The 25,120-nt window shown below is 44.4% G+C and carries 26 protein-coding genes; 15 read left to right on the top strand and 11 right to left on the bottom strand.

From position 1 onward, the window contains the following. The first annotated feature begins 113 nt into the window (after nt 1-113). Together FTW16_RS23055 and FTW16_RS23050 are read left to right on the top strand one after the other, a co-directional pair. Nucleotides 114-1,262, top strand: coding sequence for a mannitol-1-phosphate 5-dehydrogenase (locus tag FTW16_RS23055; RefSeq protein WP_146492603.1), 1,149 nt, complete (start codon nt 114-116; stop codon nt 1,260-1,262). Between the two features lie 50 nt (nt 1,263-1,312). Next, a complete protein-coding gene (locus tag FTW16_RS23050; RefSeq protein WP_222433371.1) occupies nt 1,313-1,849 on the top strand; it encodes an MltR family transcriptional regulator in 537 nt (178 codons plus the stop codon). A gap of 296 nt (nt 1,850-2,145) precedes the next feature. Here FTW16_RS23050 and nagB read toward each other — a convergent pair whose 3' ends face one another. Beyond that, a complete protein-coding gene (gene nagB, locus FTW16_RS23045; RefSeq protein ID WP_008216780.1) occupies nt 2,146-2,946 on the bottom strand; it encodes a glucosamine-6-phosphate deaminase in 801 nt (266 codons plus the stop codon). A 565-nt stretch (nt 2,947-3,511) separates the two neighbouring features. Beyond that, on the bottom strand, nt 3,512-3,865 hold the full coding sequence (locus tag FTW16_RS23040; protein ID WP_019819999.1) for a DUF413 domain-containing protein: 354 nt from the start codon (nt 3,863-3,865) through the stop codon (nt 3,512-3,514). 154 nt (nt 3,866-4,019) lie between these two features. Here FTW16_RS23040 and FTW16_RS23035 point away from each other — a divergent pair, with 154 nt between their 5' ends. Then, nucleotides 4,020-4,910 (top strand): LysR family transcriptional regulator, encoded by an 891-nt coding sequence (locus FTW16_RS23035; RefSeq protein ID WP_017630336.1) that lies wholly within the window; start codon nt 4,020-4,022, stop codon nt 4,908-4,910. Nucleotides 4,911-5,107: 197 nt separating this feature from the next. Here FTW16_RS23035 and FTW16_RS23030 read toward each other — a convergent pair whose 3' ends face one another. After that, the gene (locus tag FTW16_RS23030) at nt 5,108-5,311 is read right to left on the bottom strand and encodes a hypothetical protein (RefSeq protein ID WP_146492599.1); all 204 of its coding nucleotides are present in this window, start codon (nt 5,309-5,311) and stop codon (nt 5,108-5,110) included. Nucleotides 5,312-5,547: 236 nt separating this feature from the next. Here FTW16_RS23030 and FTW16_RS23025 point away from each other — a divergent pair, with 236 nt between their 5' ends. The 3 genes from FTW16_RS23025 (at nt 5,548) to FTW16_RS23015 (ending at nt 8,030) form a co-directional block, all read left to right on the top strand. Then, nucleotides 5,548-6,924 carry an AlkA N-terminal domain-containing protein gene (locus FTW16_RS23025; RefSeq protein WP_146492598.1) on the top strand — a complete coding sequence of 459 codons (1,377 nt, stop codon included), beginning with the start codon at nt 5,548-5,550 and terminating at the stop codon, nt 6,922-6,924. 65 nt (nt 6,925-6,989) lie between these two features. Further along, entirely contained in the window at nt 6,990-7,472 is a 483-nt protein-coding gene (locus FTW16_RS23020; RefSeq protein WP_146492596.1) for a methylated-DNA--[protein]-cysteine S-methyltransferase, read from the top strand. A 171-nt stretch (nt 7,473-7,643) separates the two neighbouring features. Then, nucleotides 7,644-8,030 carry a hypothetical protein gene (locus FTW16_RS23015; RefSeq protein ID WP_086714579.1) on the top strand — a complete coding sequence of 129 codons (387 nt, stop codon included), beginning with the start codon at nt 7,644-7,646 and terminating at the stop codon, nt 8,028-8,030. Here the strand turns inward: FTW16_RS23015 and nhaD are convergent. Then, nucleotides 8,027-9,466 carry a sodium:proton antiporter NhaD gene (gene nhaD, locus FTW16_RS23010; protein WP_146492594.1) on the bottom strand — a complete coding sequence of 480 codons (1,440 nt, stop codon included), beginning with the start codon at nt 9,464-9,466 and terminating at the stop codon, nt 8,027-8,029. The genes FTW16_RS23015 and nhaD overlap by 4 nt on opposite strands. A 235-nt stretch (nt 9,467-9,701) precedes the next feature. Continuing rightward, nucleotides 9,702-9,872 (bottom strand): hypothetical protein, encoded by a 171-nt coding sequence (locus FTW16_RS23005; protein ID WP_167373185.1) that lies wholly within the window; start codon nt 9,870-9,872, stop codon nt 9,702-9,704. A gap of 530 nt (nt 9,873-10,402) precedes the next feature. Between FTW16_RS23005 and FTW16_RS23000 the strand changes: the two genes are divergently transcribed. From FTW16_RS23000 to FTW16_RS22985, 4 genes are all read left to right on the top strand, one after another. Beyond that, nucleotides 10,403-11,140 (top strand): nucleoside recognition domain-containing protein, encoded by a 738-nt coding sequence (locus tag FTW16_RS23000; RefSeq protein WP_048610036.1) that lies wholly within the window; start codon nt 10,403-10,405, stop codon nt 11,138-11,140. Continuing rightward, a complete protein-coding gene (locus FTW16_RS22995; protein ID WP_004737023.1) occupies nt 11,140-11,607 on the top strand; it encodes a YjiG family protein in 468 nt (155 codons plus the stop codon). Before FTW16_RS23000 ends, FTW16_RS22995 begins: the two co-directional genes overlap by 1 nt. 608 nt (nt 11,608-12,215) lie before the next feature. After that, entirely contained in the window at nt 12,216-12,602 is a 387-nt protein-coding gene (locus FTW16_RS22990; protein WP_146492593.1) for an MAPEG family protein, read from the top strand. Nucleotides 12,603-12,610: 8 nt separating this feature from the next. Beyond that, on the top strand, nt 12,611-13,141 hold the full coding sequence (locus tag FTW16_RS22985; protein ID WP_146492591.1) for a DNA mismatch repair protein: 531 nt from the start codon (nt 12,611-12,613) through the stop codon (nt 13,139-13,141). A 34-nt stretch (nt 13,142-13,175) separates the two neighbouring features. On the opposite strand, the gene FTW16_RS22980 is transcribed toward FTW16_RS22985, so the two are convergent. Continuing rightward, the gene (locus FTW16_RS22980) at nt 13,176-13,802 is read right to left on the bottom strand and encodes an START domain-containing protein (protein WP_146492590.1); all 627 of its coding nucleotides are present in this window, start codon (nt 13,800-13,802) and stop codon (nt 13,176-13,178) included. Nucleotides 13,803-13,964: 162 nt separating this feature from the next. Further along, on the bottom strand, nt 13,965-14,441 hold the full coding sequence (locus FTW16_RS22975; RefSeq protein WP_146492588.1) for a YHS domain-containing (seleno)protein: 477 nt from the start codon (nt 14,439-14,441) through the stop codon (nt 13,965-13,967). Between the two features lie 110 nt (nt 14,442-14,551). On the opposite strand from FTW16_RS22975, the gene FTW16_RS22970 reads away from it, so the two are divergent. Together FTW16_RS22970 and FTW16_RS22965 are read left to right on the top strand one after the other, a co-directional pair. Then, a complete protein-coding gene (locus FTW16_RS22970) occupies nt 14,552-15,376 on the top strand; it encodes an AraC family transcriptional regulator (RefSeq protein WP_146492586.1) in 825 nt (274 codons plus the stop codon). 233 nt (nt 15,377-15,609) lie between these two features. Beyond that, nucleotides 15,610-16,488 carry a 6-pyruvoyl trahydropterin synthase family protein gene (locus tag FTW16_RS22965; RefSeq protein WP_146492584.1) on the top strand — a complete coding sequence of 293 codons (879 nt, stop codon included), beginning with the start codon at nt 15,610-15,612 and terminating at the stop codon, nt 16,486-16,488. A 414-nt stretch (nt 16,489-16,902) separates the two neighbouring features. Here the strand turns inward: FTW16_RS22965 and FTW16_RS22955 are convergent, their stop codons facing one another. Both FTW16_RS22955 and FTW16_RS22950 read right to left on the bottom strand, forming a co-directional pair. Beyond that, nucleotides 16,903-17,943 (bottom strand): acyltransferase, encoded by a 1,041-nt coding sequence (locus tag FTW16_RS22955; RefSeq protein WP_146492583.1) that lies wholly within the window; start codon nt 17,941-17,943, stop codon nt 16,903-16,905. 123 nt (nt 17,944-18,066) lie between these two features. Next, nucleotides 18,067-19,023, bottom strand: coding sequence for an AEC family transporter (locus tag FTW16_RS22950; RefSeq protein WP_146492581.1), 957 nt, complete (start codon nt 19,021-19,023; stop codon nt 18,067-18,069). A gap of 163 nt (nt 19,024-19,186) precedes the next feature. Between FTW16_RS22950 and FTW16_RS22945 the strand changes: the two genes are divergently transcribed. Both FTW16_RS22945 and FTW16_RS22940 read left to right on the top strand, forming a co-directional pair. Beyond that, entirely contained in the window at nt 19,187-19,780 is a 594-nt protein-coding gene (locus FTW16_RS22945; protein WP_008216752.1) for a TetR/AcrR family transcriptional regulator, read from the top strand. A 225-nt stretch (nt 19,781-20,005) separates the two neighbouring features. Beyond that, a complete protein-coding gene (locus FTW16_RS22940; RefSeq protein WP_017065066.1) occupies nt 20,006-20,854 on the top strand; it encodes an alpha/beta hydrolase in 849 nt (282 codons plus the stop codon). 122 nt (nt 20,855-20,976) lie between these two features. Here the strand turns inward: FTW16_RS22940 and FTW16_RS22935 are convergent, their stop codons facing one another. Both FTW16_RS22935 and FTW16_RS22930 read right to left on the bottom strand, forming a co-directional pair. Continuing rightward, nucleotides 20,977-23,517 carry a glycosyl hydrolase family 18 protein gene (locus tag FTW16_RS22935; RefSeq protein ID WP_146492579.1) on the bottom strand — a complete coding sequence of 847 codons (2,541 nt, stop codon included), beginning with the start codon at nt 23,515-23,517 and terminating at the stop codon, nt 20,977-20,979. A 426-nt stretch (nt 23,518-23,943) separates the two neighbouring features. Further along, complete coding sequence (locus FTW16_RS22930; protein ID WP_146492578.1) at nt 23,944-24,408, bottom strand: DUF2850 domain-containing protein; 465 nt, start codon at nt 24,406-24,408, stop codon at nt 23,944-23,946. 307 nt (nt 24,409-24,715) lie between these two features. Here FTW16_RS22930 and FTW16_RS22925 point away from each other — a divergent pair, with 307 nt between their 5' ends. Beyond that, nucleotides 24,716-24,997 carry a pyrimidine/purine nucleoside phosphorylase gene (locus FTW16_RS22925; RefSeq protein ID WP_146492576.1) on the top strand — a complete coding sequence of 94 codons (282 nt, stop codon included), beginning with the start codon at nt 24,716-24,718 and terminating at the stop codon, nt 24,995-24,997. Nucleotides 24,998-25,120: the final 123 nt, after the last annotated feature.

Here is a 25,120-nt window from a genome sequence, read left to right as displayed (position 1 = left end):
TGTCTTAACAAGATTCAGTCTGAATAGCTTACTGCTTAATGTCTCTAGTTAATCATCAGGCATGTTGTTGAGCAGTTAGCTATCTAGATTCAAATATTTATAAGGTCAAAATTATGAAAGCGTTACATTTTGGTGCAGGTAATATCGGTCGTGGTTTCATTGGTAAACTTCTTTCTGACGCTGGTATGAAGGTTACTTTTGCTGACGTAAATGAAACGGTTGTTAACGCGTTAATTGAACGCCAAGAATACCCAGTGAAGATTGTTGGTGAAGAGTGCGTTGTTGAAACCGTTAAAAACGTGACAGCAGTAAACTCAGCAACAAGCGCTGTGGTAGATTGCATTGCTGAGTCTGACATTGTGACGACAGCAGTTGGCCCAACGGTTCTTAAAATCATTTCTAAATCTATTGCTCAAGGTATCGAAAAGCGTGCAGCAGCAAACAACACGGCGCCAATGAACATCATCGCGGCAGAGAACATGGTTCGCGGTACTAGCCAACTAAAAGCAGCGGTTCTAGAGCACCTTTCTGATGAAATGAAAGCGTTCACTGAAGAGCACATTGGCTTTGTTGATTCTGCGGTTGACCGCATTGTTCCACCTGCAGAAGCGGGCGAAACAGACCCTCTTGCAGTAACGGTTGAAACGTTCAGCGAGTGGATCGTAGACCAAACACAATTCAAAGGTGATATTCCAAACATCCCTGGTATGGAATGCACTGATAACCTAATGGCGTTCGTTGAGCGTAAACTGTTCACGCTGAACACAGGTCACTTGGTAACGGCATACCTTGGTGTGCTTGCGGGTCACGAGACAATCAAAGATGCTATCGAAGACGACAAAATCCGCGCTGAAGTAACAGCAACGATGGAAGAAAGCGGTGCTGTTCTGATTAAGCGCTACGGCTTTGATCCTGAAGCGCACGCGGCATACATCCAGAAAATTCTTGGTCGTTTTGCTAACCCGTTCCTACGTGATGAAGTTGACCGTGTTGGCCGTCAGCCTATTCGTAAGCTGAGCCCACAAGATCGTCTAGTCAAGCCATTGAACGGTACGCTAGAATACGGTCTTCCTAATGCGCACCTTGTAAAAGCGATCGCAGCTGCGTTCCACTATAAGAATGAAGATGACCCTCAAGCGGTTGAACTTCAGGCAATGTTCGCAGAAAAAGGTTTTGCTGAGACATTAGCGCATTATTCTGAGCTGAATATCGACTCAGAAGTTGTTAAACTAGCGGAACAAGCTTATCTAGCATTGAAATGATAAATCATCAAAGTGCCACCCCGGTGGCACTTTCTTATTGCCGAGCCGTTATGCCAATACAAACTAGCCATGAAACTGAATTACTTGAAGCCCTATCAGAAGCTGAGAGTGCTGGCGCCTGCCTAATGGCTGCTTACGATGCATTGGATGACACGGTAGATGCCGTATTAAAGAATATCTTCAAGAAAGACGATACTGCAATTAAGTTTGTTGTAGAACCTCTTCTTAACAGCGGTGGCCCGTTAGGCGAGATTATGATTCGCGCTAAGCTACTATTAGGGCTTGGTGTCATCAGTAAAGAGCTTTATGACGATTTAGAGGTTTTCGTTACCTTGAAAGAGTGGGCGAAAATACAGGGTGACGACACCAGTTTCACAGAAGTCGACATTATATTTGAGCTTAATAAGGTACACGCGATTCAGCGTATTATGCCAATTGAATATGATGCGGAGATGGTGGAGACCATGTCTGGTCCAATGCTTGAAATGTTTTTGGGGCGACATAATCAAAAAGTGAAGTCGACGATCGTTTTAGCTATCACTGACATTATCACTACCTTGTGCCGAGATAACGCGCTGAGTTCTTAGCTTTCTATTCTTCGTTCACTGTGTCGAGCCTTCACATACATATCTTGCATTTGCTCGTTTGTTTCATTCCAAACTTAAATTGATGGCGGTTTCTCTAGCTTGAGAAATCGCTTTTTTGTATTCACTCCAGCTCTACTATTTCTTTCGAGCTAAGCATGACACGAATTGATGATTCTTATGTCGATTACTATCTGCACCTTTTGTTTTAATCGCTGGGTAGTTTTGTACCTTGACCGCGAATTTCAGGTACAAAAAAAGCCACATTATGTGGCTTTTTGTTTCAACAAAACCTGAGATTATAGGTCTTGGATGTTCTCAGCTTCTAGCTCTTGGAAGTAACGTAGAGTCTTAACTTTTAGCTCTTGTTGAGCTGGCTCATCAGCAACGATGATCGCTTTACGGTGCATCTGTAGAGCTGTAACAGTCCACATGTGGTTTACAGAGCCTTCGATAGCCATTTGAAGCGCTTGAGCTTTGTTGTGGCCTAGAGAAAGGATCATTACTTCTTCTGAATCTAGAAGAGTAGCAACACCGATAGTTAGTGCGTATTTAGGAACTTGGTTGATGTCGCCATCGAAGAAACGAGAGTTCGCGATACGAGTGTCTTCAGTTAACGTTTTGATACGAGTGCGTGAAGATAGAGAAGAACCAGGTTCGTTGAATGCGATGTGACCGTCGATGCCTACGCCGCCCATGAACAGGTTGATTTTGCCGTATGAACGGATTTTCTCTTCGTATGCTGCACAGTGCGCATCGATGTCTTCAGCTTGACCGTCTAGCAGGTTGATGTTTTCTGCTTGGATATCAACGTGGTTGAAGAAGTTCTCGTGCATGAAAGTGCGGTAAGACTCTGGGTGGTTAGGGTCGATACCAACGTACTCATCCATGTTGAATGTTACAACGTGCTTGAAGCTAACTTCGCCAGCTTTGTAAAGTTCAATTAGCTCAGCGTAAGTAGTTAGAGGTGTGCTACCAGTAGGAAGACCTAGTACAAATGGACGCTCAGCAGTTGGCGCGAATTTGTTAATAGAATCTGCGATATGACGAGCAGCCCATTTACCTACTTTTGCTTTGTTGCTTAATGGAATAAGTCTCATTGATTTTGCCCCTAGAAATAAAATTTTATAGTGTTCTGAAACATTAATTCGCATTATAAAATAAGTTGTCGAGTTCCGCTATTGTTTTAGGTCAAGTTTTTGCTTTTTTCGTCATATGTGTGACTGGAACTATCAAAATTGCACAATTATTGTATGGATATTTAGTTACGTTAAACAAGATTAATACGTTTGTCATATAGAGCAATATTGATCTAATTCAGCGCCTGAAAGGGACGGTGTTTCTACGTATTAATAGGTATTGAGGTTTTGATATACTTCGGCGTATTAACAAGCTTTGAAAGTATAGTTGAGGCTAGAAAATAATGATGGCAATGAGGTGCTATCGTGATAAAAGACGGGAGCGGGATAAAGAACGATGAATATCATTGGGATGAATCCCTAGGATATTGAGAAAGAGCCGTGTTTTATTCACGCTATCACTATGAATTATATATAAATATTGGTAAAAATGGACAGTTTGGCTAAACTTATCAATTACAATGAAGATGTGTGTTCGAAGGCAAAAAAAGCCCAAAGTGATGAGGAATCACTTTGAGCGGTTTTACTAATCTTCTAACACTAACTCACTTTCGTATTCTTCCCTAGGCACTTCACCGCGTTTGCAGCCGTTTAGGGTATGAAAGCGACGGCGTCCACGAGCCAGTTGAATGTACTTCAACCAAACACGCTCTAACTTGGACTTTGCCTTATGAGGGTGAGATAACACTTTAATGAAGTGTTTTTCTTCTGCATTGATTGGTGCTAGTTCACCAGTTTCAAGTGCAAGCATAGTGTCACCAAACAAGGTTAGGATTTCCTCTTCTGAAAGAGTAAAATCACCCGACTTAGCGAACCCTCGTGGGAATTTAATGGTGTCATAAAAACGTTTTTTTCCGTGTCGGAATTCGGTCTCAGACATATCAGCCTCAGTAATGTGGTTAGATAGAAATTAGTGTTTATTGTTCACGCGAAAATATTGTTAAAAGGCTAAAATAGGAAACAAAACGTTTTTGCCTTTACGATAAACAATCCTAGATCGGCTAGTTAGCAGATTTATTACAGAGATGTATTTGATGGATGTGAAAGTATTTAGAACCTTTCTTGAGGTTGCAAGGGTGCGCCATTTTGGGCGTGCAGCTGAAAACTTGTATTTAACACAAGCGGCGGTGAGTGCGCGGATCAAACAGCTTGAAGGCTATTTTGATACTCAACTCTTCATTCGTGATCGCAATAACATTAAACTCACATCTTCCGGTGAACGTTTGATTGGTTATGCCGAAGTGATGGTGTCCACCCTACAACAAGCCAAATTTGAGCTGTCGTTAGAGAGTGGTAAAGCCTTGCAGTTAACGCTGGGTGGCACGCCGAATATTTGGGATGCGTATCTACAAAACTGTTTAAGTGTGGTGACCGACTCTTTTGGTGGTTACGGCTTTATGGCAGAGGTGATGGGACGCGAGCAACTGAACCGAAACTTGTTAGAACGAACTTTAGATATGGCGTTCGCGTTCGATCAGATCAAAGCGGAAGAGCTGAACTGTAAAAAAGTGGCTGATTTGGTTTTGGTGTTAGTATCAACACAGCAAGATGATCTGGAATCGGTATTCCAACATAAATATGTGTATGTTGATTGGGGAACGCGCTTCGGTTCAGAACACGCAGAACGTCACCCTAAAGTTCCGGCACCTTATCTTCGTACCTCTACAGCGCGTATTGCCCTCGATTTCATTTTAGAGAAAGGCGGTAGTGCGTATCTTCCGGTTTCTCTAGTCGAACCTTTTATCGATTCGGGTCAGCTGCACAAGGTGAAAGGGGTTGAAGACTGGTATCGCCCAATTTATCTGAGCTACCGCAAAAGCAGCACCTCGGTGGATGCGATCATGCAGGTTGAGAAATTGGTTAATGAGATTGACCCATCGACCGCTTACACGCTGCAACAAGCCGCTGAACAGACGCCAGAGTAATAGCACGCGCAGCCAGCAATATGCTTTGTTGACGAGATAAAAAAATGGCTCCTAACTAGTTGTATAGTTGGGAGCCATTTTTGTTTTAAACCAGAGATGTACTTCTTTTTTGAATTAGAGATCGTTTCTAATTCAAATAAAATCGTTTAAGCCTGGTATACCTAGCCCTATTTAAAGGCTCTATAGTGTTAACACACTTATAGGTTCATTAGATTCTCAATAGACTCTTCGAGAGAGTGTGACATGTACGAATGGATTGTGTGGCCATCCGTTGCGTCAATCTCAATCATAGAAATCCCGTTGTCCGCTTTGTCTTCAAGAAAGCTCAGAGATTGCTCGACTGATTGACTGGTGAGAACCTGTTGGTTTGATAAAACAATACGACATGTGTGTAGAACCATAGCCTTTTCCTTTTTATATTCGATCGGTCTCTGCATCTTGGTGTGCTAAGTACCTATCGTTGACGTTGTGAGAAGAATTTCTTCTCAAGATTAAATTTAGTCGAATTGAATAAAATTAAAACCCTTTTTTGTGATTTATCTAACCTTCGCTTCCGAAAGTGGCTAGCGATGATGCTGGTTCACGGTAAACTTTTAGTTATAGGAACAAAAGCTATGGCAAATGGGAAGAGCACAGAATGTCGAAAAATATTCATCACAATAGTACCTTAACGAGTGAGCAGTGCCATTTGGCTCGATATGCGCGAGATGCTCGCTTTGATGGTATGTTTTTTACAGCAGTGAAAACGACAGGGATTTTTTGTCGTCCGATTTGCCCAGCAAGCCCGCCCAAAGAAGAAAACGTCGAATATTTTTCTCATCAAGCTCAAGCATTGAAAGCGGGGTATCGTCCTTGTTTGCGTTGCCGACCAGACAGTGCGCCTTTCTCTCCGGCATGGAAGGGCGTTGAAACCACTTTTTTACGTGCGATGCAGTTGATTGATAACGGCGCGCTGAATTCAAGATCTATCGTTGACCTTGCAACGCGGTTAGGTATTTCCGATCGTTACTTACGGACCTTATTCAACAATTACATCGGTGTGTCACCCAAGCAGTACAGCCTTTATAGCCAATTGATGTTCGCCAAACAGTTGCTACATACCAGCAGTATGAGCATTACTGATGTCGGCTTTGCGAGTGGCTTTAATAGCACACGTCGCTTTAACGATGCTTTCCAAAAAGAGTTGCAGCTTTCGCCGAGCCAAATTCGACGAACGAAGCCAAGTGACACACTGAGTAATCATATTCAGCTTGGTTTTAATGGGCCTTTAGACTGGAAGCACTTGTTGGGTTTTTATCGACGAAGAATGATTGAAGGCTTAGAAGAGGTTGGCGAAGATTGTTATAAGCGCACGGTGAATGTGAACGGAGCGAAGGGGTGGTTCAAGGCGACTTTAGCCAAAGAGAACCGCTTAGATATTGAGTTTGAGTTGGATGATATAAGCCAATTAAGAAGTTTGATTACGAATATCCGACGTATGTTCGATCTTGATGTCGATATTGTAAAGGTCGAGACTTTCTTTGCGACGATCGATCCTAACTTGGTCGCTAAGAGTGGTATCCGTATTCCTGGCGTGTGGAGTGCTTGGGAAGCCGGAGTGAGAGCGATTTTGGGGCAGCAAGTCTCGGTAACCGCTGCAATTGGTCAGCTCAATTTATTGGTCAAAGAGCTTTCTGAAGCACATGAGGAGGTTAGCTTTCCCATGCCGCAACAGATAGCGAAGGCTGATTTGAGCTTCTTGAGAATGCCGGGAAGCCGCAAAGAGACCTTAAAGCGTTTTGCTGAATACATGGTCGACAATGAAGCTGAGCATCCTTCTAAATGGATTGCGCTAAAAGGCATTGGGCCTTGGACGATTCAATATGCACTGCTTCGTGGTTTAAGTGAGCCTAACCATCTGTTGGTTGGCGATTTAGTGGTGAAGAAGTTTATTGAGCATCGCCCCACCATCAATATAGAGAGTGTTTCGCCTTGGGGTAGTTACGCGACGTTCCACTGTTGGAATCAGTCTTAATAGAAATAGCTATCCACGAACATCAGCAATCCACAAACATCTGAAATACCAAGCTAGGAGATATTATGGCTAACCGATTTACTTATTATGAGAGTCCATTGGGAACCGTGACTTTACAGGCGAACGATCAAGGGTTGCTAGGCCTGTGGTTTGAAACACACACCACTAAGCCGGAACAGTTAGGTGTTCAAGATGATAGCTTTCCGATCTTTGTAGTGGCAATCGAGCAGCTTAATCGCTATTTCTCAGGTGAAACTATCCAATTTTCTGTGCCTATCGCAGCCAAGGGCACGCCATTTCAGCAGTCGGTTTGGCAGGCGCTGACGACCATTCCTTATGGAGAGACTTGGAGCTATGCACAACTGGCTGATGCGATAGGTAATCCGAAAGCCGTTCGTGCTGTTGGCTTAGCGAATGGTAAAAATCCGGTTTCTGTGATTGTGCCGTGTCACCGTGTGATTGGCAAAAATGGCAAGCTGACGGGTTATGCGGGTGGTGTAGAACGCAAACAGCGCTTATTGGTGATAGAGGGCAGAGATCAAGACTAGTAAGCGATTTGGCAACGAGCCTGTCGCGATGCTGGCTGAAGATCACGTACTACTCAATGGTGAAGGCTAGTGGTTCTTAAAATGTGACTTTGCATTAAAATCAACGCTTTCTGGAAAATGTCGATTTGGTTGCATATTCTTTGACTATGTTCTCTAGGCAAGGATGCCCAAATGAATAGCCATCACTCTCTGATAATTGGCTGCAGTAGCGCGCTATTGCTAGCCGGTTGTTTAACCGATACCAGTCGTCCCTTCGAAGTACCACAGCTTGTTCTGTTCAAAGGTATGTATGAGAACGCAGATAATGACAGTTTTCTAGTTTTTGAATCTGGGCAAGTGACTTATCAAACAACGGATAATTCCGTGACTCGAACCTATAGTGTCGAAGGTGATTTGCTCAACATTAAGTTGAATTCAGCGAATAGCCGATCAGATTCTGGACTGGTAATGCGAATACAACACGAAGGCGAGGTGCTAACCTGCAATCGGTGTCCAGCAATGCAGTTAAGCAACGTCTGGACACGTGTTGAACAACCTTTGAAAGGAGCATCGAATTAGAAAAGCCCACCATTTAGCCATAAGTGGGCGGCGATACTGACGGCATATCCAATCATGATTACTGGCATCCATTTCAAGTGGCCAAAAAAGGTGTATTTACCATGTGCCGCTCCCATTAATGCGACACCTGCTGCACTACCAATAGATAACAAGCTGCCGCCAACGCCTGCAGTTAAGGTGATCAGTAGCCAGTTGCCCATCGACATTTGCGGCTCCATGGATAACACGGCAAACATCACCGGAATGTTGTCGACAATCGCAGATAAGATCCCCACCATGATATTGGCCCAAATAGGATCCCATTGGCTATACATCACGCCAGAGGCAAGTTCCAAGTATCCAAGCAGACTCAAACCACCGACACACATCACCACACCGTAGAAGAACAACAGCGTGTCCCATTCGGCATGCGACACTCTTCGAAATACATCAAATGGCACAACAGAACCGAGTCTCTTTAATGCCCCCTCATCATTATTGGCAATCGCCACCGCTTTTTTCTTGGCCAGTGAATTAGGTAAGGTCTTACGCAAGAAATACCCAAAGAACTGTAGATACGCCAGCCCCATCATCATCCCCATGACCGGAGGGAAGTGGAGTACGGCATGGAAAGCAACCGCAGTGGCTATCGTCATGATGAACAAGAACACGATGCGTCTTGCACCACGTTTTAATTCAACGTGTTGATGCACCGTATCGGGTTGGGTTGTTGGAACAAAGTAAGACATGATCAGTGCAGGGACGAGGTAATTCATCACTGAAGGAATAAATAAAGGAATGAACTCACTGAAGCTCACATAACCAGCTTGCCACACCATCAGTGTTGTGATGTCGCCGAATGGGCTGAATGCGCCGCCAGCGTTAGCGGCTATTACGATATTTACACAGGCCAAGTTAACGAATTTAGGGTTGGATCCTGCGACTTTCAGAACCACGGCACACATCAATAGAGCTGTCGTGAGGTTGTCTGCGATAGGTGAGATAAAGAAGGCCAGAATACCGGTTAGCCAGAACAGAGATCGGAAGTTAAAGCCTTTGCCGACCATCCACGCTTGCAACGCATCAAACAGTCTTCTCTCTTCCATGGCGCTGATGTAAGTCATAGCGACGAGTAGGAAAAGTAATAGCTCGGCGTATTCAAGTAAGTTGTGTTCGAGCGCTTGTTTAGCGACTTCAACGAGGTTGTGTTCTTGGTAGGTAAAACCAATGATTATCCAAATCAGGCCAGCCGCAAGTAGCACTGGCTTGGATTTTCGGAGCTTTAGGTACTCTTCCATCATTACCACAATGTAGGCGATAACGAAAATGGTCAGTGATAGGTAGCCGACAAATGAGTTAGTTAGCTTGAGAGGCTCTCCTAACTGAGAGGTAGCCGCACTTGTTACTGAAGAAAAGAAGAATAAAAAGAGAACAGCAGGAAGCTGGATACCTAACATGAATTACGCTCCAAAGTTAATAAGTTATTAACACGCGTAAAAGCGTAGACCTAAATAACCATGTGGAGTGTGATAGATATCTTAATAATTCAATAGATTATAGTGAAAGCAATAGACTGTGATGTGAACGAAATATGGTCTTACATGCTCAAAATTACTGTCTTGAGAACTCAAAGCCTAAAGAAAAAGCCCTACCGGATTCACTGCCGATAGAGCTTATTCGAAATTGCCAATATTATGCAGCATTGAGATCAAACGTCAGTGTTTGTTCTGCAGCACATACTTCAACAGGCCAGCCGTAGGATTGGTATTCCAGCGCCAGTTTGTCCGCTACTGCGCGAGATACCGTTGCAGTGATCCACATGCCCTTGCCCATTACTTGATATTTAAGCGTTCTCATTTCCATTGTAATCACCGTTTTCCTTCAATATTGGCTGCGCGAAGTCTATAGCACCTCTGAGGGCTGAAATTTCGAATCAAGCTCAAATTCTTTATAAACGGGCTCACCGTTTTCGCTAGGCTCAAAACTCAATCAACTAAGGGCAAACGGTTGCACTTTGGAAGCGAACTCACTCTTTAAGTCTCTGTATTATAATTGAATTAAAATTAAACAAAACACCATGTAAGAGATCACTTACATCATTATCAGAGATCTGATTAGGTAAAAACTCTCACTAGAAGCCAGAGTTGTGTGTTGATTGTGTGCGTTTTTGGTTGCGGTGTTGAAGCAAGGTTTGTTTAGTTTTGTATGTGAAATATTCTAATTTATTTAGCGTATGGTCCTGCTTTTAAATCCAAGTCACAGTTTTATATGTTGTTGTGCTTCTTTTATTCAAACCGATACGCTATTTGATTTTGGTCATTAACCTTTTGCTCATTAGTTTGCACTATCTATACGTGTTCTGTTCCACATAAACGAGATGTATAGAGGTCCTTATGACGAATCCAACCAAAACCGATCGTAAAGTCACGATCGGTAGCTATATCGCACTCGCATTCGCGATTGTGTTCTTTTCAGGCTTAATGCAGTCCAATGAATGGTATGGAGTGTTCGATTTTACAACGCTCAACGGTTCATTCGGTAAGGTCGCTTACGATGTGAGTGAAACGGCTGATGGTATTCAAGCGGCAACGACGTCATTGCGTGGTAAAGGTGGTAGTGGTGCTCGCGACGGTTTCATTTTTGCTTTGACACTTATTCCGACCGTGATGTTTGCACTGGGTATGATCAACGTACTTGAGCACTATGGTGCGCTGGATGCGGCTCGCAAACTGCTGACACCTCTACTTCGCCCTCTGATGGGTATTCCGGGTAACTCTGGCTTGGCATTGATTGCTTCTCTGCAAAGTACTGATGCGGGTGCAGCGATGACGCGTCAGCTAAAAGACGAAGGGCATTTAACTAAGCGTGAAACCGATGTCTTTACGATGTTCCAGTTCACCGCGGGTGCCGCGATCGTTAACTTCTTCTCGTCGGGTGCCGTGTTGTTCACTCTAACCGCGATGGATGGCTCTTTGGCAGTAACCTCGTCAATTGGTCTTGCTGTGGCAGTGATGTTCATCTTCAAGTTTGTTGGCGCGAACCTATTCCGCATTTACCTAAATATTACTGAAGGCAAAGAAGACAAACCAAAATCAGACAAAGAACAAAAACTGGAAGAGGAAGTAGCATAATGAGCGAAGTTAAAGCAAAGAAACCTATGGTTACTGATATTTTCGTTGAAGGTGCCAAGAAAGGCTGGGTTATTGCGACCACCTCGACCGTGCCAAATGTTCTGATGGCGTTTGTGATTATCAAGGCATTGCAGATTACGGGCGCGTTGGATCTGATGGGCAGCGTATTTGCTCCAATCATGGCGGTATTTGGTTTACCAGGTGAAGCGGCAGCGGTGTTGATTGGCGCGTGGATGTCGATGGGTGGCGCAGTAGGTGTGGTTATCACGTTGTTTGACCAAGGCATCTTGAACGGCAACCACATTGCTATTTTGGCGCCAGCTATCTACCTGATGGGTTCTCAAGTGCAATACATGGGCCGTATCATGGGGCCAATCGGAACTGAAGGTCGTTACATCCCAGTGATGATCGCGATTTCGGTACTGAACGCATTTGGCGCGATGTTCTTGATGAACATCATCCTATAGCCCGATTTCTGAATCTTTATAAGCTTTAGAAAAAGGAAAACCCGTTTGGCTTTCACCAAACGGGTTCTGTTCTTTTTCGTAGCCATCCTGCTACTAACGTTGTTACTTATTTTTCAATAAGGTAACGCATGCTCCCTGCATCGTTCCTTGACTTGGCTAAATCCTTTAACCTATCCAATTCATCGCCGTCCTAGCGGTGTCCTTACTAACTCATCATCCTGATAAGTGACTCTATCCTAGAGTATAACTTCCTTGCTGATAACTCATCCGAAGTCATCAAATCTTCGTCCTGAAGATACCTAATCCATTAGGCTTTTTCCTGTTCCTGCCAACTCCCTGTCGACATGTATATTAAACACTCTGGAGGCTTCTCCGACAATCTACCTCAAGTAAATAATCTGAAGGCAAAGCTAAGCAAAACTGTGCGGACTCATACAAAACAAGGGCTTGGGTTTGTAATCTAGGATTTTTCTGCGAAGCTTGATTGTAATCTCTTACGTTTGTTGTGAGAGATCTCTTACACATGTGCGGGCGTGAATGCTCCTTGTTTTCTGAATACAGATACGTTGAGGTAGTCCGCCGAATAAACTAACCAGTAGGAAATGATAATGGTTACAGCGTTATATGCTTCGTTGCTTACGTTAGTCATGTTATGGCTTTCCATTGAAGTGATTAAGCAAAGAAGAAAGAATCAAGTAGCACACGCAGATGGTGGTGTTGAATCGTTACAAGTGGCTCGTTCCGCTCAAAGTAACGCAATGGACTATATTCCGATTACCGTGATACTGATGGCGTTGCTAGAGTTCAACGGCGCCAATGTATGGCTGATTCACGTTATTGGTATTGCTTTTGTTGCTGGTCGTATTATTCATGGAAAAAGCATTCTTGTTCGTAGCCTGAAGGGAAGAAAGCAAGGCATGTATTTGACCTTTGCCAGCATGGTGTCTTTAGTTGTTCTAAACTTGATTTATCTCCCGTTTGATAAGCTTATGTAAGGACAAGCATGGCGCTACGCCTCCCTCCACCATGGATGATTGTATTAACAGGTTTAGTGCTGAATATTCTGGCCATTGTTGTGTCGAGCCTAGTGCTCGACAAAATGGTGGTTGAACAAGCCCAGTATCGAGAGCGCCAACAGGGCAATGTCTACTCGATTCAGTTGGCTTGGAATACGATTGAAACCTTAGAACGTAAGCGTGAATCTATGTTGCTGCACATGGATATTAGTACTTCTTCAAGTTCGGCGGTGACGCCGGAATTAGAAGAAGCGAGGCGCGGTCAGCTTGGTGCGTGGGTCAGTGGCGAAGTTCCAGAGATTACTGTCGAAAACCTTTCTCAGATCATGATGCTGATTAACCAAGCTCAGCAATCGCAACGCATACGCATCGATGACTTCTACCTTGATAATCTAACCTTATCTGAACTCCTCCAAGCTCTTGAAGAGCAGATGACCCTCTATAAAAATATCGCGCTCTTTCTTCAGATCTTTGGTTTAGCATTGATTCTTGCGCGTGACCTAGCGAGACGAAATTAACCGTTCTACAACTGCAGCCAAACCTGATGTTGAGTTATTTGTCGAGATTAGGGTGCTGTTGCCCTTGGTACTTTGGAAGCTGGTCTTTAAGCTTTTTGAAGGTACTGAATGCGTTATTAGCTGATAAGCGGTTCATTAACCAGTCAGGCAGGATACCGCCCGCATTCGCATATGCCGTATAAGTGATGTGAGTCAGGCCATTGGTTAGAGGCTGTAAAACCCAAAGCGCATCGACCTCGTTGATTCGAATATACCCAGACTCTTTAGCCAAGTAATTGGATGCATCTTTAATGGTTAAGGTGAATTGACCGTCTTCTACTTCATATTTCGAATACGTCACCATATCACGGTCACGAGCTGGCCAAGGAGCTTTGAACTGGGTATAGACGATATTCTCATTACTAGAGATCTGCATTAATACTTCACTGTGCGACACATTGTCGATCCAATTCGGCACGTTATCGCTGTCTTCCAACAATAAGAGAAAACCTGAGTAGCTCGTCTCGACCTGCATTTGGGCTCGAACTTCAACAAGACCATTCCCATGATTGCGCTTATGAATGGTGATGCCATTTTCACTTTTGACGAACTGCCACGGAGTCGCATAAGAGAGGGCTGAAAATAGACAGAGTCCAAGTACCAAAATCCTAGGTAATATCATTATTCTTCCATGAAATGAAAAGCTTATCTTCCATGATTATAGAATAAAAATAGGTTGGATTCGCGTCGTAAGATGCTGCGTATTGAATATGGTTATTTGATATTGGGAAAAGCGGAAGACAGAGGTCTTCCGTTTATAGAAGGGAGGGTAGTGGCAATTTATCTAGAGCTTATAGGCTTCAACCGTTTTTATAGTGGTCCAATTGCTGTCGGCATCTTGGATGAATTCTTGGGTATTCTCTAACCAGCGTTTCTGAACCGATTTGTCTAAGTTCAAGTACAACTTCCCATCTTCCACCTTCCAAGCGAGAGGGTCAGTTTCAAACTTCTTACCCATTGCCACACCAAATGCGCAGTAACCGCCATATTGAGGAGCATAGGCTTCTGGATTGGCTCGAAATTCATCTCTGTTTTCACTGTTCGCAAAGTTATAGATCGCATTCTTATAGGTCGCTGTGAACTCTGATGTACCTTTTACTGGTCCTTCATTGGCAAAGTAAGCAACAGGGTCATAACCTTTAATCGCGAGGTCATTGCTGTCGACGCTCATATCAAGGTCGGCTGCCATGATGGAAAAGCTGGCACCTAATAACGCGGTCATTAGAGTGATTTTTTGGCTGGTCGATTTCAAATGTGACATATCAAGTTCCTTGTCAGTATTAGTTAACTTGTATGAAATAAATTAGCTCACTCGTCCGGTCTATAGAGGGACAAAAGAACTAAAAACTAAGCGAATCGTTCGGAGGGTGCATGGATCTGCTTTCACAATTAATGGAACACTTCTCGATACGTACAGGCGTTTTCTATTCAGGGAACTTGTGTGGGGTGTCGTCATTTAACGCGCAACAAGGTAAAGAGGGGCACCTTCATGTACTGAGTGCGGGGGAGTTGAGCTTGTCTAGTGCTCACACGGAACACAGGCAACTGTCGCAACCTTGTATTGTTTATCTGCCGAATAGCACACCACATGCGATTGAAGGTGTGGGAGACGGCGCGGAGGTCGTATGTGCGAACGTAGAGTATCGCTCAGGACAGATGAACCCATTGTTGTCTGCGCTTCCTGATGTGATAGTGATTCCGTTTGTGGACGCACCTAACTTAATGCCAGTGATCGAAGTGTTATCTAACGAGTCGAGCCAAGAATCGTCGGGGCAGCAGTACTTAATGGACAAGTTGAGTGACGCTTTGATGGCTTTGATTTTTCGTCATCTTATTGAGCAACAGAAAATTGATAGCGGTGTTTTCTCGGCTCTTGCACACCCTCGATTGGCTTTTGTAGTGACGGCCATTCATCGATTACCCGCTCGTCATTACTCGATTGCCGAAATGGCGTCATTGGCCGCGATGTCTCGTACTCAGTTTATTGAAGCATTTAAACGAGAAGTGAGTGAAACGCCGGGAGATTATGTGCAAAAGTGGCGAGTATCAGTGGCTCAATCTCTGTTATTGCAAAATAAGCCGATCAATTGGGTCGCTGATGAAGTGGGTTACAACAGCTACTCAGGATTCTCACGTGCCTTTCAACATGTTACGGGTGTGTCGCCGCGCCTTTGGCTAAAGCAAAATGTGTCGTGAAGCGCCAGGCACTCCCCCACTCGGTTTATGGCTATTCGCATCAGGCTGGTCTATGTTTTAGCGGAAATTGTATGTAGTTTGTTCTTTTATCGGAAGAGGGTGTAAAAAGGTGGACTTTATAAGCTCGTTGTAACATCCTGCCCGTCCTATTTTATCTAGACACCAATGAGACGAAGTGCCTGCTGAACATTATTCAGCCTCCCGTATCTCATTAAAGTATTAAGGAGTTCAACTTGAACCTATTTGTAAGAGACCTTACCGTTATCGATTCTTCATACATCTGTGAGCACAGAGGGGTCGTAGGAGATAGTTGGATTTTAGATGTCACCATGTCTGGTGAACTTAATGAAATGAGCATGGTGCTGGATTTTAGTAAGGTCAAAAAGCAGATCAAACAGCTGGTTGATCAACATGTTGACCACCGCTTACTGCTGCCAATGAAAAGCGCTGCAATCGTGTATCAGGCGAGCAAAGCCGGTTACTCTAAGGTGGATGTGTTGCGTGGTGATAAAAGCCTGCACCTGCACTGCCCTGATGAAGCATACTGTTTGATTGATGCTGAAGCGGTCACCATCGAGAGTGTGACCGCTCATGTTTATCATATTCTTCGCGATAACCTACCAAGTAACGTCACAGGGTTAGAGATCACCCTTCGCCATGAAAACATTAATGGTGCGTTTTACCACTATACCCATGGCTTGAAAAAGCACGACGGTAACTGCCAGCGCATCGCACATGGTCACCGTTCTCCTGTCGAAATTGTGGTTGATGGTCAACGTGATGAACAACGCGAGCAGGCGTTTGCTCAGCGCTGGGAAGATATTTACTTAGGCTCTAAAGAAGACCAAGTTTCAGTTTCATCACTTAACCTGAGTGAACAAGCGAACAGTGTTAATGATGAAAGTCACTATGGCTTCCGCTACACAGCGCCACAAGGCGAATTTGAGCTAGCGATTGCTAAGAGCGAAACGGAAATCTTACCAACCGATACCACGGTGGAATTACTGGCAGGCTACATTGCGGATCAAGTAACCCCAAGTTTGGTAGAAAACCAATCACTACAAATTGTGGCTTATGAAGGGGTAGGTAAAGGCGCGATGGCGTTCCGATAACACCTCACGAGAGAGAGTCTCAGTTCTAATATGATGAAAGAAAGGCAAGATATTCAGTTATCTTGCCTTTTTTTTTGTGGCTCTTTAAAACTGATTTAGCGGATAGTTTTAGGCACAAACACTAGGGCGTGTTGATCTTTTGAGCTGATTTTTGCAGCGAGTTGCTGGGTATTTATACAAGGCAGAGGCATCGATGTGTAGCTAGCCTACATGAGAAGCCGATAACGTAGTAGAAATGACCAGCAAACGCTGCCCGAAGGGTTCGAGCTGGGTGCCCCCGCAAAAAGCGTTTTACTCTTTGTTGAGGGAGATTTGCTTAGAATGACTAGGCTATTTCTCCCTCGCCGCGATTAAAACGCTTTTGACTAGGCGTCCCCATCCGAACAAAATTTAACCGCGAAAGGTCAACACGCCCTAGCGAAGCAGCACGTGTCGCAGTGGCGTTTTCTCGATTCCAGCAACCAACCCAAAGCTCAACAATACGGTGCCAAAAAATACCGTAACGTCTTTTGCCAATTCCGTAATGCCTAAGATTCCACAGACATTGAACAATACGATAATGATCAGTAAATGGCTTACGTAGATACCCAGCATGCGATTTGAAATGGCACGAACCCAAGCGTAATTGCCGATGTTTGGATTTGCTAAAAGCCACATGAACACACCAATCCCCCATAAAGCCGTACCAAATAAGAAATCGTGAATATTAAAGGCGATATCAAACTGGGTTAACCATGCTGCTTCTGAAAAATGGATGATCATTCCCACAGCGACTAACCCCAACGCTTTTGCTGATGATAGGTGCCATTGGTGTTGGCGAATCAGAAAACCAGCGGTAACGAGTAAAGTGCTAAAGAACGGACCATTGCGCGTGAAGAAGGGGGCTTCTAATCCGGTTAGCGTTGCGTAGCTTCCTGCCAAAGCACCGTAGCCATAGAGCGCAATAGCGATCGGCAATAGAAGTTTATTGAGCTTCAATTCAACCAATAAAGCGATGATCAACACTGCGCAAACAAGGGCTGGAATGAACCACAAATGCACCAATCCGCCCTCTAAGAAAGAGTTAAGTGGAGTGTTCATCAAAAAGCCCCAGTAACCTTGGCGCTCACCTAGGTAGCCAAACTCTTCTACCTTTGCGAGGTTGAATGGCATCACTAAGCAAATGATACTCCATGCCAACCAAACCTTAAGCAGTGGTTTGGAGTAATTAATGACGGTTTGCCACGGGGATGCAGTTAGCTTGGGCTGAATAAGATAACCGGAAATTAGGAAAAACAAAGGCACCGCAAAACGAGCAGTTTGGTTGAGTACATAACCGATCCAAGGCACTTCATCTATTTGCCAATAAGTGAGTGCCATTTGACCGTGTAAACCAATGATCGCCAAGATAGCAATCACTCGGCCTAACTCGATACTGGCGATGTGCTGTGAAGGCGTATGTTGAACGGAAGACATATCAGATCTCTTAGTAAAATTTTTACGAAATCTAGCAGTCTTTATGCCCAACTAGTTAGTCCTAAATCAAGGCTTATGACCTTTGTTTCAAGGCTTGTGTTGGTTTTTTGAAGCCTGTCGCAGCTATATTAAATCCATTGCAGTAAGCGCAAAGATGCCAAGTGTACAAGTGATAAGCGAACCCATAGTTGTGAGCGCGATAATATTGGCAGCAAGCGTTGCATTTCCGCCCATTGCACGTGCCATGACATAACTCGCGGCTGCGGTTGGTGCAGCACTCATCAGGAAAACTAGGCCCAGATCGAGACCTTCAAAGCCTAAGGCCAATGCTGCTAATGTGATAAGTAAGGGGGAAACAATTAATCGGTAACTTGAGGAAAACCAAGTCGCGAGTCTCTCTTGTTTGAGAGAGCTGATATCCAATGAGCCGCCTGTACAAAGTAAAGCCAAAGGCAAGGTCATTTTTGCCAAGTATTGCCCGGCGTCAGTGACCATTTTAGGGATTGGAATAGACAATGCGTAACAGAAAACGCCGAGGAAAATGGCGATAATAAGAGGGTTCTTGGTTATCGACTTTGCGATTGCTTGAATGGCTTTATTGCCGGTATCTGTCCCCTTGGGAGTTAGGGCAATCACCGCTTGGATATTGTAGAGCACTGTAATTGATGCGACATAGATAGCGGCCAGTGCCACGCCTTGGTTGCCGTAGATATTGGCTACATACGCTAAACCTATGATGCCAGTATTAGCCCGAAATCCACCCTGGATGATAACACCTTGGTCCTTCGACTCTTTAAACAACAGCTTGGTGGATAGAGTAGCAATTAAGAAAAAGGCGAAGTTAGCAGCTAGAGCAAATAACACTAAGGTGCTACTGGCAGAGAAGTTATGTTCGGACTGAACAATACTCAAGAACAGCATCGCAGGTAAGGTGATTTGAAAAACAATTTTGGAGGCGACATCAATGAAGTTGTCGTTGATCAGTCCAATTCGTTTGAGTATCACACCAAGAAACAGCATTAAACAGATAGGGCCTGTTACTGAGGCCGAAAACGCAAACTGTTCCCTAAGTGTGTCCATTATTTTTCCTTAAATTTAGCCGACTTCAATATCCTTTGAATACTGTCGCATTTTTCCACAATTCTTTGAGAAGACAAAATGAATACCAAGAGTTAAGTAAAAAACTTTGAAAAAAAGAACGAACGTGCTAAAAGTAACGTATCAGATTTATTATTGGTGAATAATGAGCAAGGGAAAGATAACTAAAGAGTATATTTTGAGCCATGCATTCGCGCTTGCGAGTGAAAATGGACTTGAGAGTTTGACGATTGGCGAGCTAGCCAAGCAGTGTGGCATGTCTAAGAGTGGCTTGTTTGCGCACTTCAACTCTAAAGAGAACCTGCAACTCTCTGTACTCGAATATTCCAACGCCATATTCACTGAAAGAGTTATCATTCCGGCGAGAGAGCTCGGTGACGGTGATATTGAAGCCAAGCTTAAACAACTGCTCGATAACTGGCTGGGTTGGAATCATTCATTCCAAGGCAGCTGCATGTTTATTGACGCATGGAAAGACGCTGGCAGTGAAACCTCTGTGATTCAGAAGGCATTGCAGAAAACCATTTCAGTGTGGATTGATTACTTGACGATTCAGGTAGCAAAAGCGGTTGAGAGCAAACAGTTCAGAGCCGATTTAGACCCTAAGCAGGCTACCTTCGAGTTATACGGTCTCTACTTGAGTGCGAACTTGTTCTATTCGTTGCGAGGCCAACAAGCGAGCCATACCCATTTTTGGAGTGGTGTAGAGCGCTTAATTGCTAGCTGGAAAGCGGTTTAATACATATAGCAGGTTAACTCGCAAATCATTTAGTTCGCAAACCATTGAGCTCGCAAAGCATGTGACCTTGCTTAATTAATGTTTGCAAAAGATTTTAAGAGAAGTGGCGGCAAGCAGTCATAAAAAGCGCTATCGCCATTTTTTATATTAATAAATAGCACGGTCGTTCGATTTTTTAGGGCCGAGCTCGACCCGCCAATGATGATGGCGATACAAGGAACGGTCATGAGTGACAAAATCTATTTCAATACATCGAACAAATTCAGCTTCAAGCGCAGCCTGATTGGTGCAACAACCAACCTGCATTACATTCTTGCGCCGAGCCATGCAAAGAAAACAGCGCGTAAGTTACTCCTTACTCCAATGCGAACTGAGCAAAAAAACGCCGATCCACAAGGGCTGATTAAGAGTGAAATTAAAGGCCGTGATGGTGTTTTAAAAACCTATTCTTTGGGTACGGGTCCTGTTTGGGTGCTGACTCATGGCTGGTCTGGCACTGCGAGTCAGTTCTTCCCTTTAATGGAACATATCGCCGCTAAAGGCTTTACGGCTTTGGCTTACGATCATCCTGCTCATGGTGGCAGCGATGGCGTACATGGTCATATCCCTGCGTTTGTGAACGGCCTTGAAGCCATTCTTGATTCGGTGGGCGAGGTAGCTGGTTTGGTCGGTCACAGTATGGGTACCGCTTCTGCGTTGGAATGCAAGCACGTTAAATTGGAAAACAAGCCATTATTGCTGATTGCACCTGTACTGGATTATCTAGAAAACCTATTTGGCAGCGTTGCGCGTTCAGGTTACTCAATGAAACTGTTTGAGGCGGTAGTTGGAGAAGTAGAAGAGCAGTTTAACTACCCAATTCAGTCTGTGGATCCATATGGAAAGCTAGCGCTTCGTGAGTCTCAAACGATCATTGTTCATGACGAGCAAGACAAGTTTACTAAGTTTGATGTGTCTCAGCGTGCAGCTAATGAAATGGGTCGCGTTACTTTGATCGCGACTCAAGGCCAAGGTCATGGGCGAGTAATGAAGTGCCCGCAAGTGTTTGAGAGTTTTGATAACTTGATTGGCTAAGTTTAACGAATCAAGCAAGTAGAACGCCAATTAAGAAAACAAATTCTAAAAAGGCCAACCAGACCTTATCTGGTTGGCCTTTAATTTTAGGTATTTAGTTGGTGTTTAGCTAAACCCTACTTTTAGTTAGCACAGCTTGCTGGGCCGATCTCTTTCCACACGCCCCATTGGCCTGTCGTTGTTGGATCTTCACCTGTTGTCCACCATTTAGCTTCCCAAACCTTACCGCCTTGAGTCACTTGGTCGCCGCTAGTGTAAACCGCACCTGAATCCCAAGCGTTAGTACACGTACCGCCGCCTGTGGTTTTCTTAAGAACGTTCACTGAAGTAGCCGCTACTGATGTCTCTGTGCCATCGCTGACCGTTACAGAGAAGTTCAGCGTTGTATCTTGCGTGTATTCCGCCGCGACAAAGCTCACTGAAGAACCTTGAACAGTCGCATCAATACCAGCAGGCACATCCCATGTGAAGGTCAATGTGTCTTGGTCAGCATCGCTCGAAGCCGAAGCATCAACCACGACTACATCACCCGCATTGACTTCTGCCGGAGCTGTAACTACTGCAACTGGTGCTGTGTTAACCGGGCCTGTATCTTTAGGATTTACCGTTACAACAACCGTGTCTGTTGACGTTGCGCCTTCGTTGTCTGTTACGGTTAGACTAAAGGTCAGCGTCTCTTGTTGAGCAACCTCAACAACATCGAAGCTTGCGACCGCGGCATTGGCATTCGCCAGCGTTACGGCTGTTCCGCTTACTTGCGACCACACGTAGCTCGCAATCGTACCGTCGCTGTCTTTTGAAGCGCTGCCGTCTAGAGAAACAGAAGCTGGGCCTTCAACCGCTTGGTCTGCACCTGCAGCTGCCGTAGGTTTGCGGTTGACAGGATCTGTTGTACCGCCAGCAAGACCTTCATGCATTGCGTTTAAGATATCGCCGTTGTCCGCATCAATTTCCCAAGAGAATAGACCCGCAAGGCCAAGGCTACGAACGTACGCGCCTTTGGCTTTTACAGAGCGGTCATCATCAAATGTGATCAGCTGGCCTGAAGTGCGGTTCCAAACGTAAGGCGCTTCTGCCATTTCGTCGTAGCCGTATTCGAAGCCATTGATACCTTGGTTGTTCGCACCAAGCATGTTCGCTTTAATGCCTTTGTAATCAATAACGCCATCTTCCCATACACCTTGCGCAGAGCTACCTTTCAGTTTGCCGTTACCAACACCTGTCATAGGGTCGCTAGGATCAGAAAGTGTTGATGGTAATACACCTTCCCAACCACGACCGTACATTGCTGTACCAACGACTAGCTTGTTAGCTGGAACGCCTTGCTCAAGCAGCAATTGGATACCGTTGTCAGTGGTGTAAGCTGGGCCTGTGTATGGTTCGCCATTCTCATCAACACCTGAGCCATCACACTGACCAGGACGCATGAAGTTACCGCAGTTTAGTGCCGTTTGGTGACCCAACACGTTGTTCCAACCACCGTAGAAGTCATAAGTCATTGCAAAGATGTAATCCATGTACTGGATAGCATCGCCGTAGTTCACGTCTTCAATCTTATCGTGACCAACACCGATCGCTGAGGTTAGTTCATAAGTACGGCCATTTTCTGCTTCTAGCTCATCGAGCATTGCGCGCAGCTCTGCCATCAATGCGATGTATGCTGGGCCATCATTTACTGGGTCACCAAGATCTGGCGCAGCACCGCCACCGCCAGGGAATTCCCAGTCAATATCTACACCGTCATAGAATTTCCATGTGTTTAGGAATTTTTTAACCGATGCCACAAAGGTGTCTCGGTTCGCTTTGGTTGTGAAATCGAAGAATGGGTCTGACAGTGTCCAACCACCAATCGATGGTATGATTTTCAAATCAGGATTACGCTGTTTGAGTGCCATCATCATCGCGTAGTTACCCTTGATCGGTGAGCTGTATTCGTGGCTCGCTTGAGGGAAACTTTTCTGGAAAGCGGCCCATGGGTCATGAATCACCACTTCGTAATCATTAACACCCTGACAAGCTGTCATTAGTGCGTTGTAGCTGTTTCCACCTACCGATTTTACTGATTCGTTAGGACCACAAATTGGGATGAAGCCATAAAGGATATGGGTCAAGTTATCAGCGGGTAGATTATCAACTGTGTAATCACGGCCATAGATGCCCCATTCAACAAAGTAAGTACCCACTACTGTGTTTGGATCTGTGTTGTATGACTTGTTGTTCGGATCAACATTCATCGCAAGTGGGGCTAAGTGTGAGCCATCAGTATCAGCGATCGTGATTTGAGCGGGTGCACTTTTGGCACAGCCTGTTTCGTCACACGCTTCGATTTCCATCTCAAATAAGCCGCCTTGGCCGTATTCGAATGAAGCTGTGGTTTGACTGCCAGTAATTGGGCCAGTGGCAACTTTCACGCCATCGAAGTAGATGTTGTACGTGTTTCCTGACGTTCCGCTCCATTGGTTGAACTTAACGTCGACCTTTGCTTTGTCGTGATATTTAACCATCTGGTTGTAGCCTGATGTGGTTTCCATCGCGAGTTCAATTTTAGAAAACTGCAGGTTGTTGGAACCGTACATGTCGATGCTAGGTGCTGTTGGAGCAGCTAATGCTGTACCAGATAGCGCTAGAGCAATGCTTGCAGCACAGGTATTTATACGAATCATACTTTTTCTCTCATTCCTTGAAGGTTACGAGAACCAATTGGCCCCATAAACGGCTCCAGTCAGTTTTGAAGGAGCTTCCCAGTCAGTATTCGAGAGAGTTTTTATTTTATAACTGAAAATAAATCCGTTTACGATGGACAACTAAAAAATTGTATCTTGTTACAATTCTGTTGCTTAATGAGTGAGAGGTTGAGTCCATGTTTTATAAAATAAACCCTTCTTCAGAATGAAAATCTCATAAGTGAAAATTCACAACATTAAGTGATGAAAAGATACGACAAACTATAAGAAAATATCGCCAATTGAAGCCGTATCACAAAGTGAAGTGTGTTGGATGAGTGGGCAGATCAACAAGGAGATATGAAGGGTATAACTGCAGATAATACTTTTATGGAGAATAGATTTACTGAGAAGATAGAGGTGAGGTTATTTTTTGAACTGCTCAGCTAAGGAAGCGCGTCTTTGTTGCATTACACTGTGGGTATCACCCGTCGCGGTATCTTCGAAGCCTTCTTTGATGAATTGCTGAGAGGGCACACTTGGCATCAGTCGCTTTAAGCGAGGTGAATCATAAGTGCCACTGATGGTGTAAACCGTTGGTCCGGAACCTGTATTGATTGTGACAATTTTGCCATCAAAGTCAAACGAGGTAGCAATGAGGCGATGATTCATCATTACACCTTTATCTGAAAGTGTAAGGATATCGGTGTTGTAAGGTGGCGCCGCTATCTCTACCCATGTGCCATAGACGTTGCTTGGGCTGACAGATTGTTGGTGGGCTTGGTAAGCAAAATAGCCGGCGGTGAGGGCAACCATAAAGCCAACTAATAGGAAGCCGTAGAGTAACGAGTTGGCAAATAGATCTCTGTTTTTAGTCGGCTTTTTTACCATTATCTCTTCATTTTTCGACTGATATTGTTTTAAATTCTATTAACTAAAACCTTAGTTTGCAAAAATTGTTCTAAGAGTTAGAAGCAGGATCGAATGTTCCAATAAATCTGGTTGCTTTGGCGATTTTTAGCCTTGTCCCTCAGTATTTGCGCTGTCAATGAAAGCGAATTCCAGAAATGCTTAAGCTATGCGTATTTATTTCTTGTAGGAAGGTCTCGAATTGGTTAAAACAATTATCACCTAAATTTACGCATAGGCTTACTCGGTGAGCTCAATAATTGCAATTTGAAGATAACAAGGAAGTACAATGATTAAAGAAAACACATACTTTGAAGGTGGCGTTAAGTCGTTAGCGTTTAACCAGTCTGGTGCTGATGTGAGTGTTGGTGTAATGGCGGCTGGTGAGTACACGTTCGGTACTGCGGCTCCAGAAAAGATGACCGTTGTTAAAGGTGCTTTGATTGTAAAGCGTGTTGGTGATGATGACTGGACGACATACCAATCTGGTGAGTATTTTGACGTTGCGGGTGACTCTTCATTCGACCTACAGGTAAAAGAAGCGACTGCTTACCTATGTGAGTACTTGTAATCAGGTCTAAATTTGTTCAATCAGGCATCGTTTGTCTCTGATTTAATAGAAAAAAACCACGCTCTAGGAGCGTGGTTAAATAAGTGATAGTAACCGGCAGTGGATAGTGTCACTTGTTTTTGT

Origin of the sequence: Vibrio sp. T20, assembly GCF_007858795.1 — a bacterium.
GTDB classification, from domain to species: Bacteria; Pseudomonadota; Gammaproteobacteria; order Enterobacterales; family Vibrionaceae; genus Vibrio; species Vibrio satsumensis.
The sequence above is the reverse complement of the archived record's forward strand: the minus strand, read 5'-3'. Positions and strand labels throughout refer to the sequence as shown.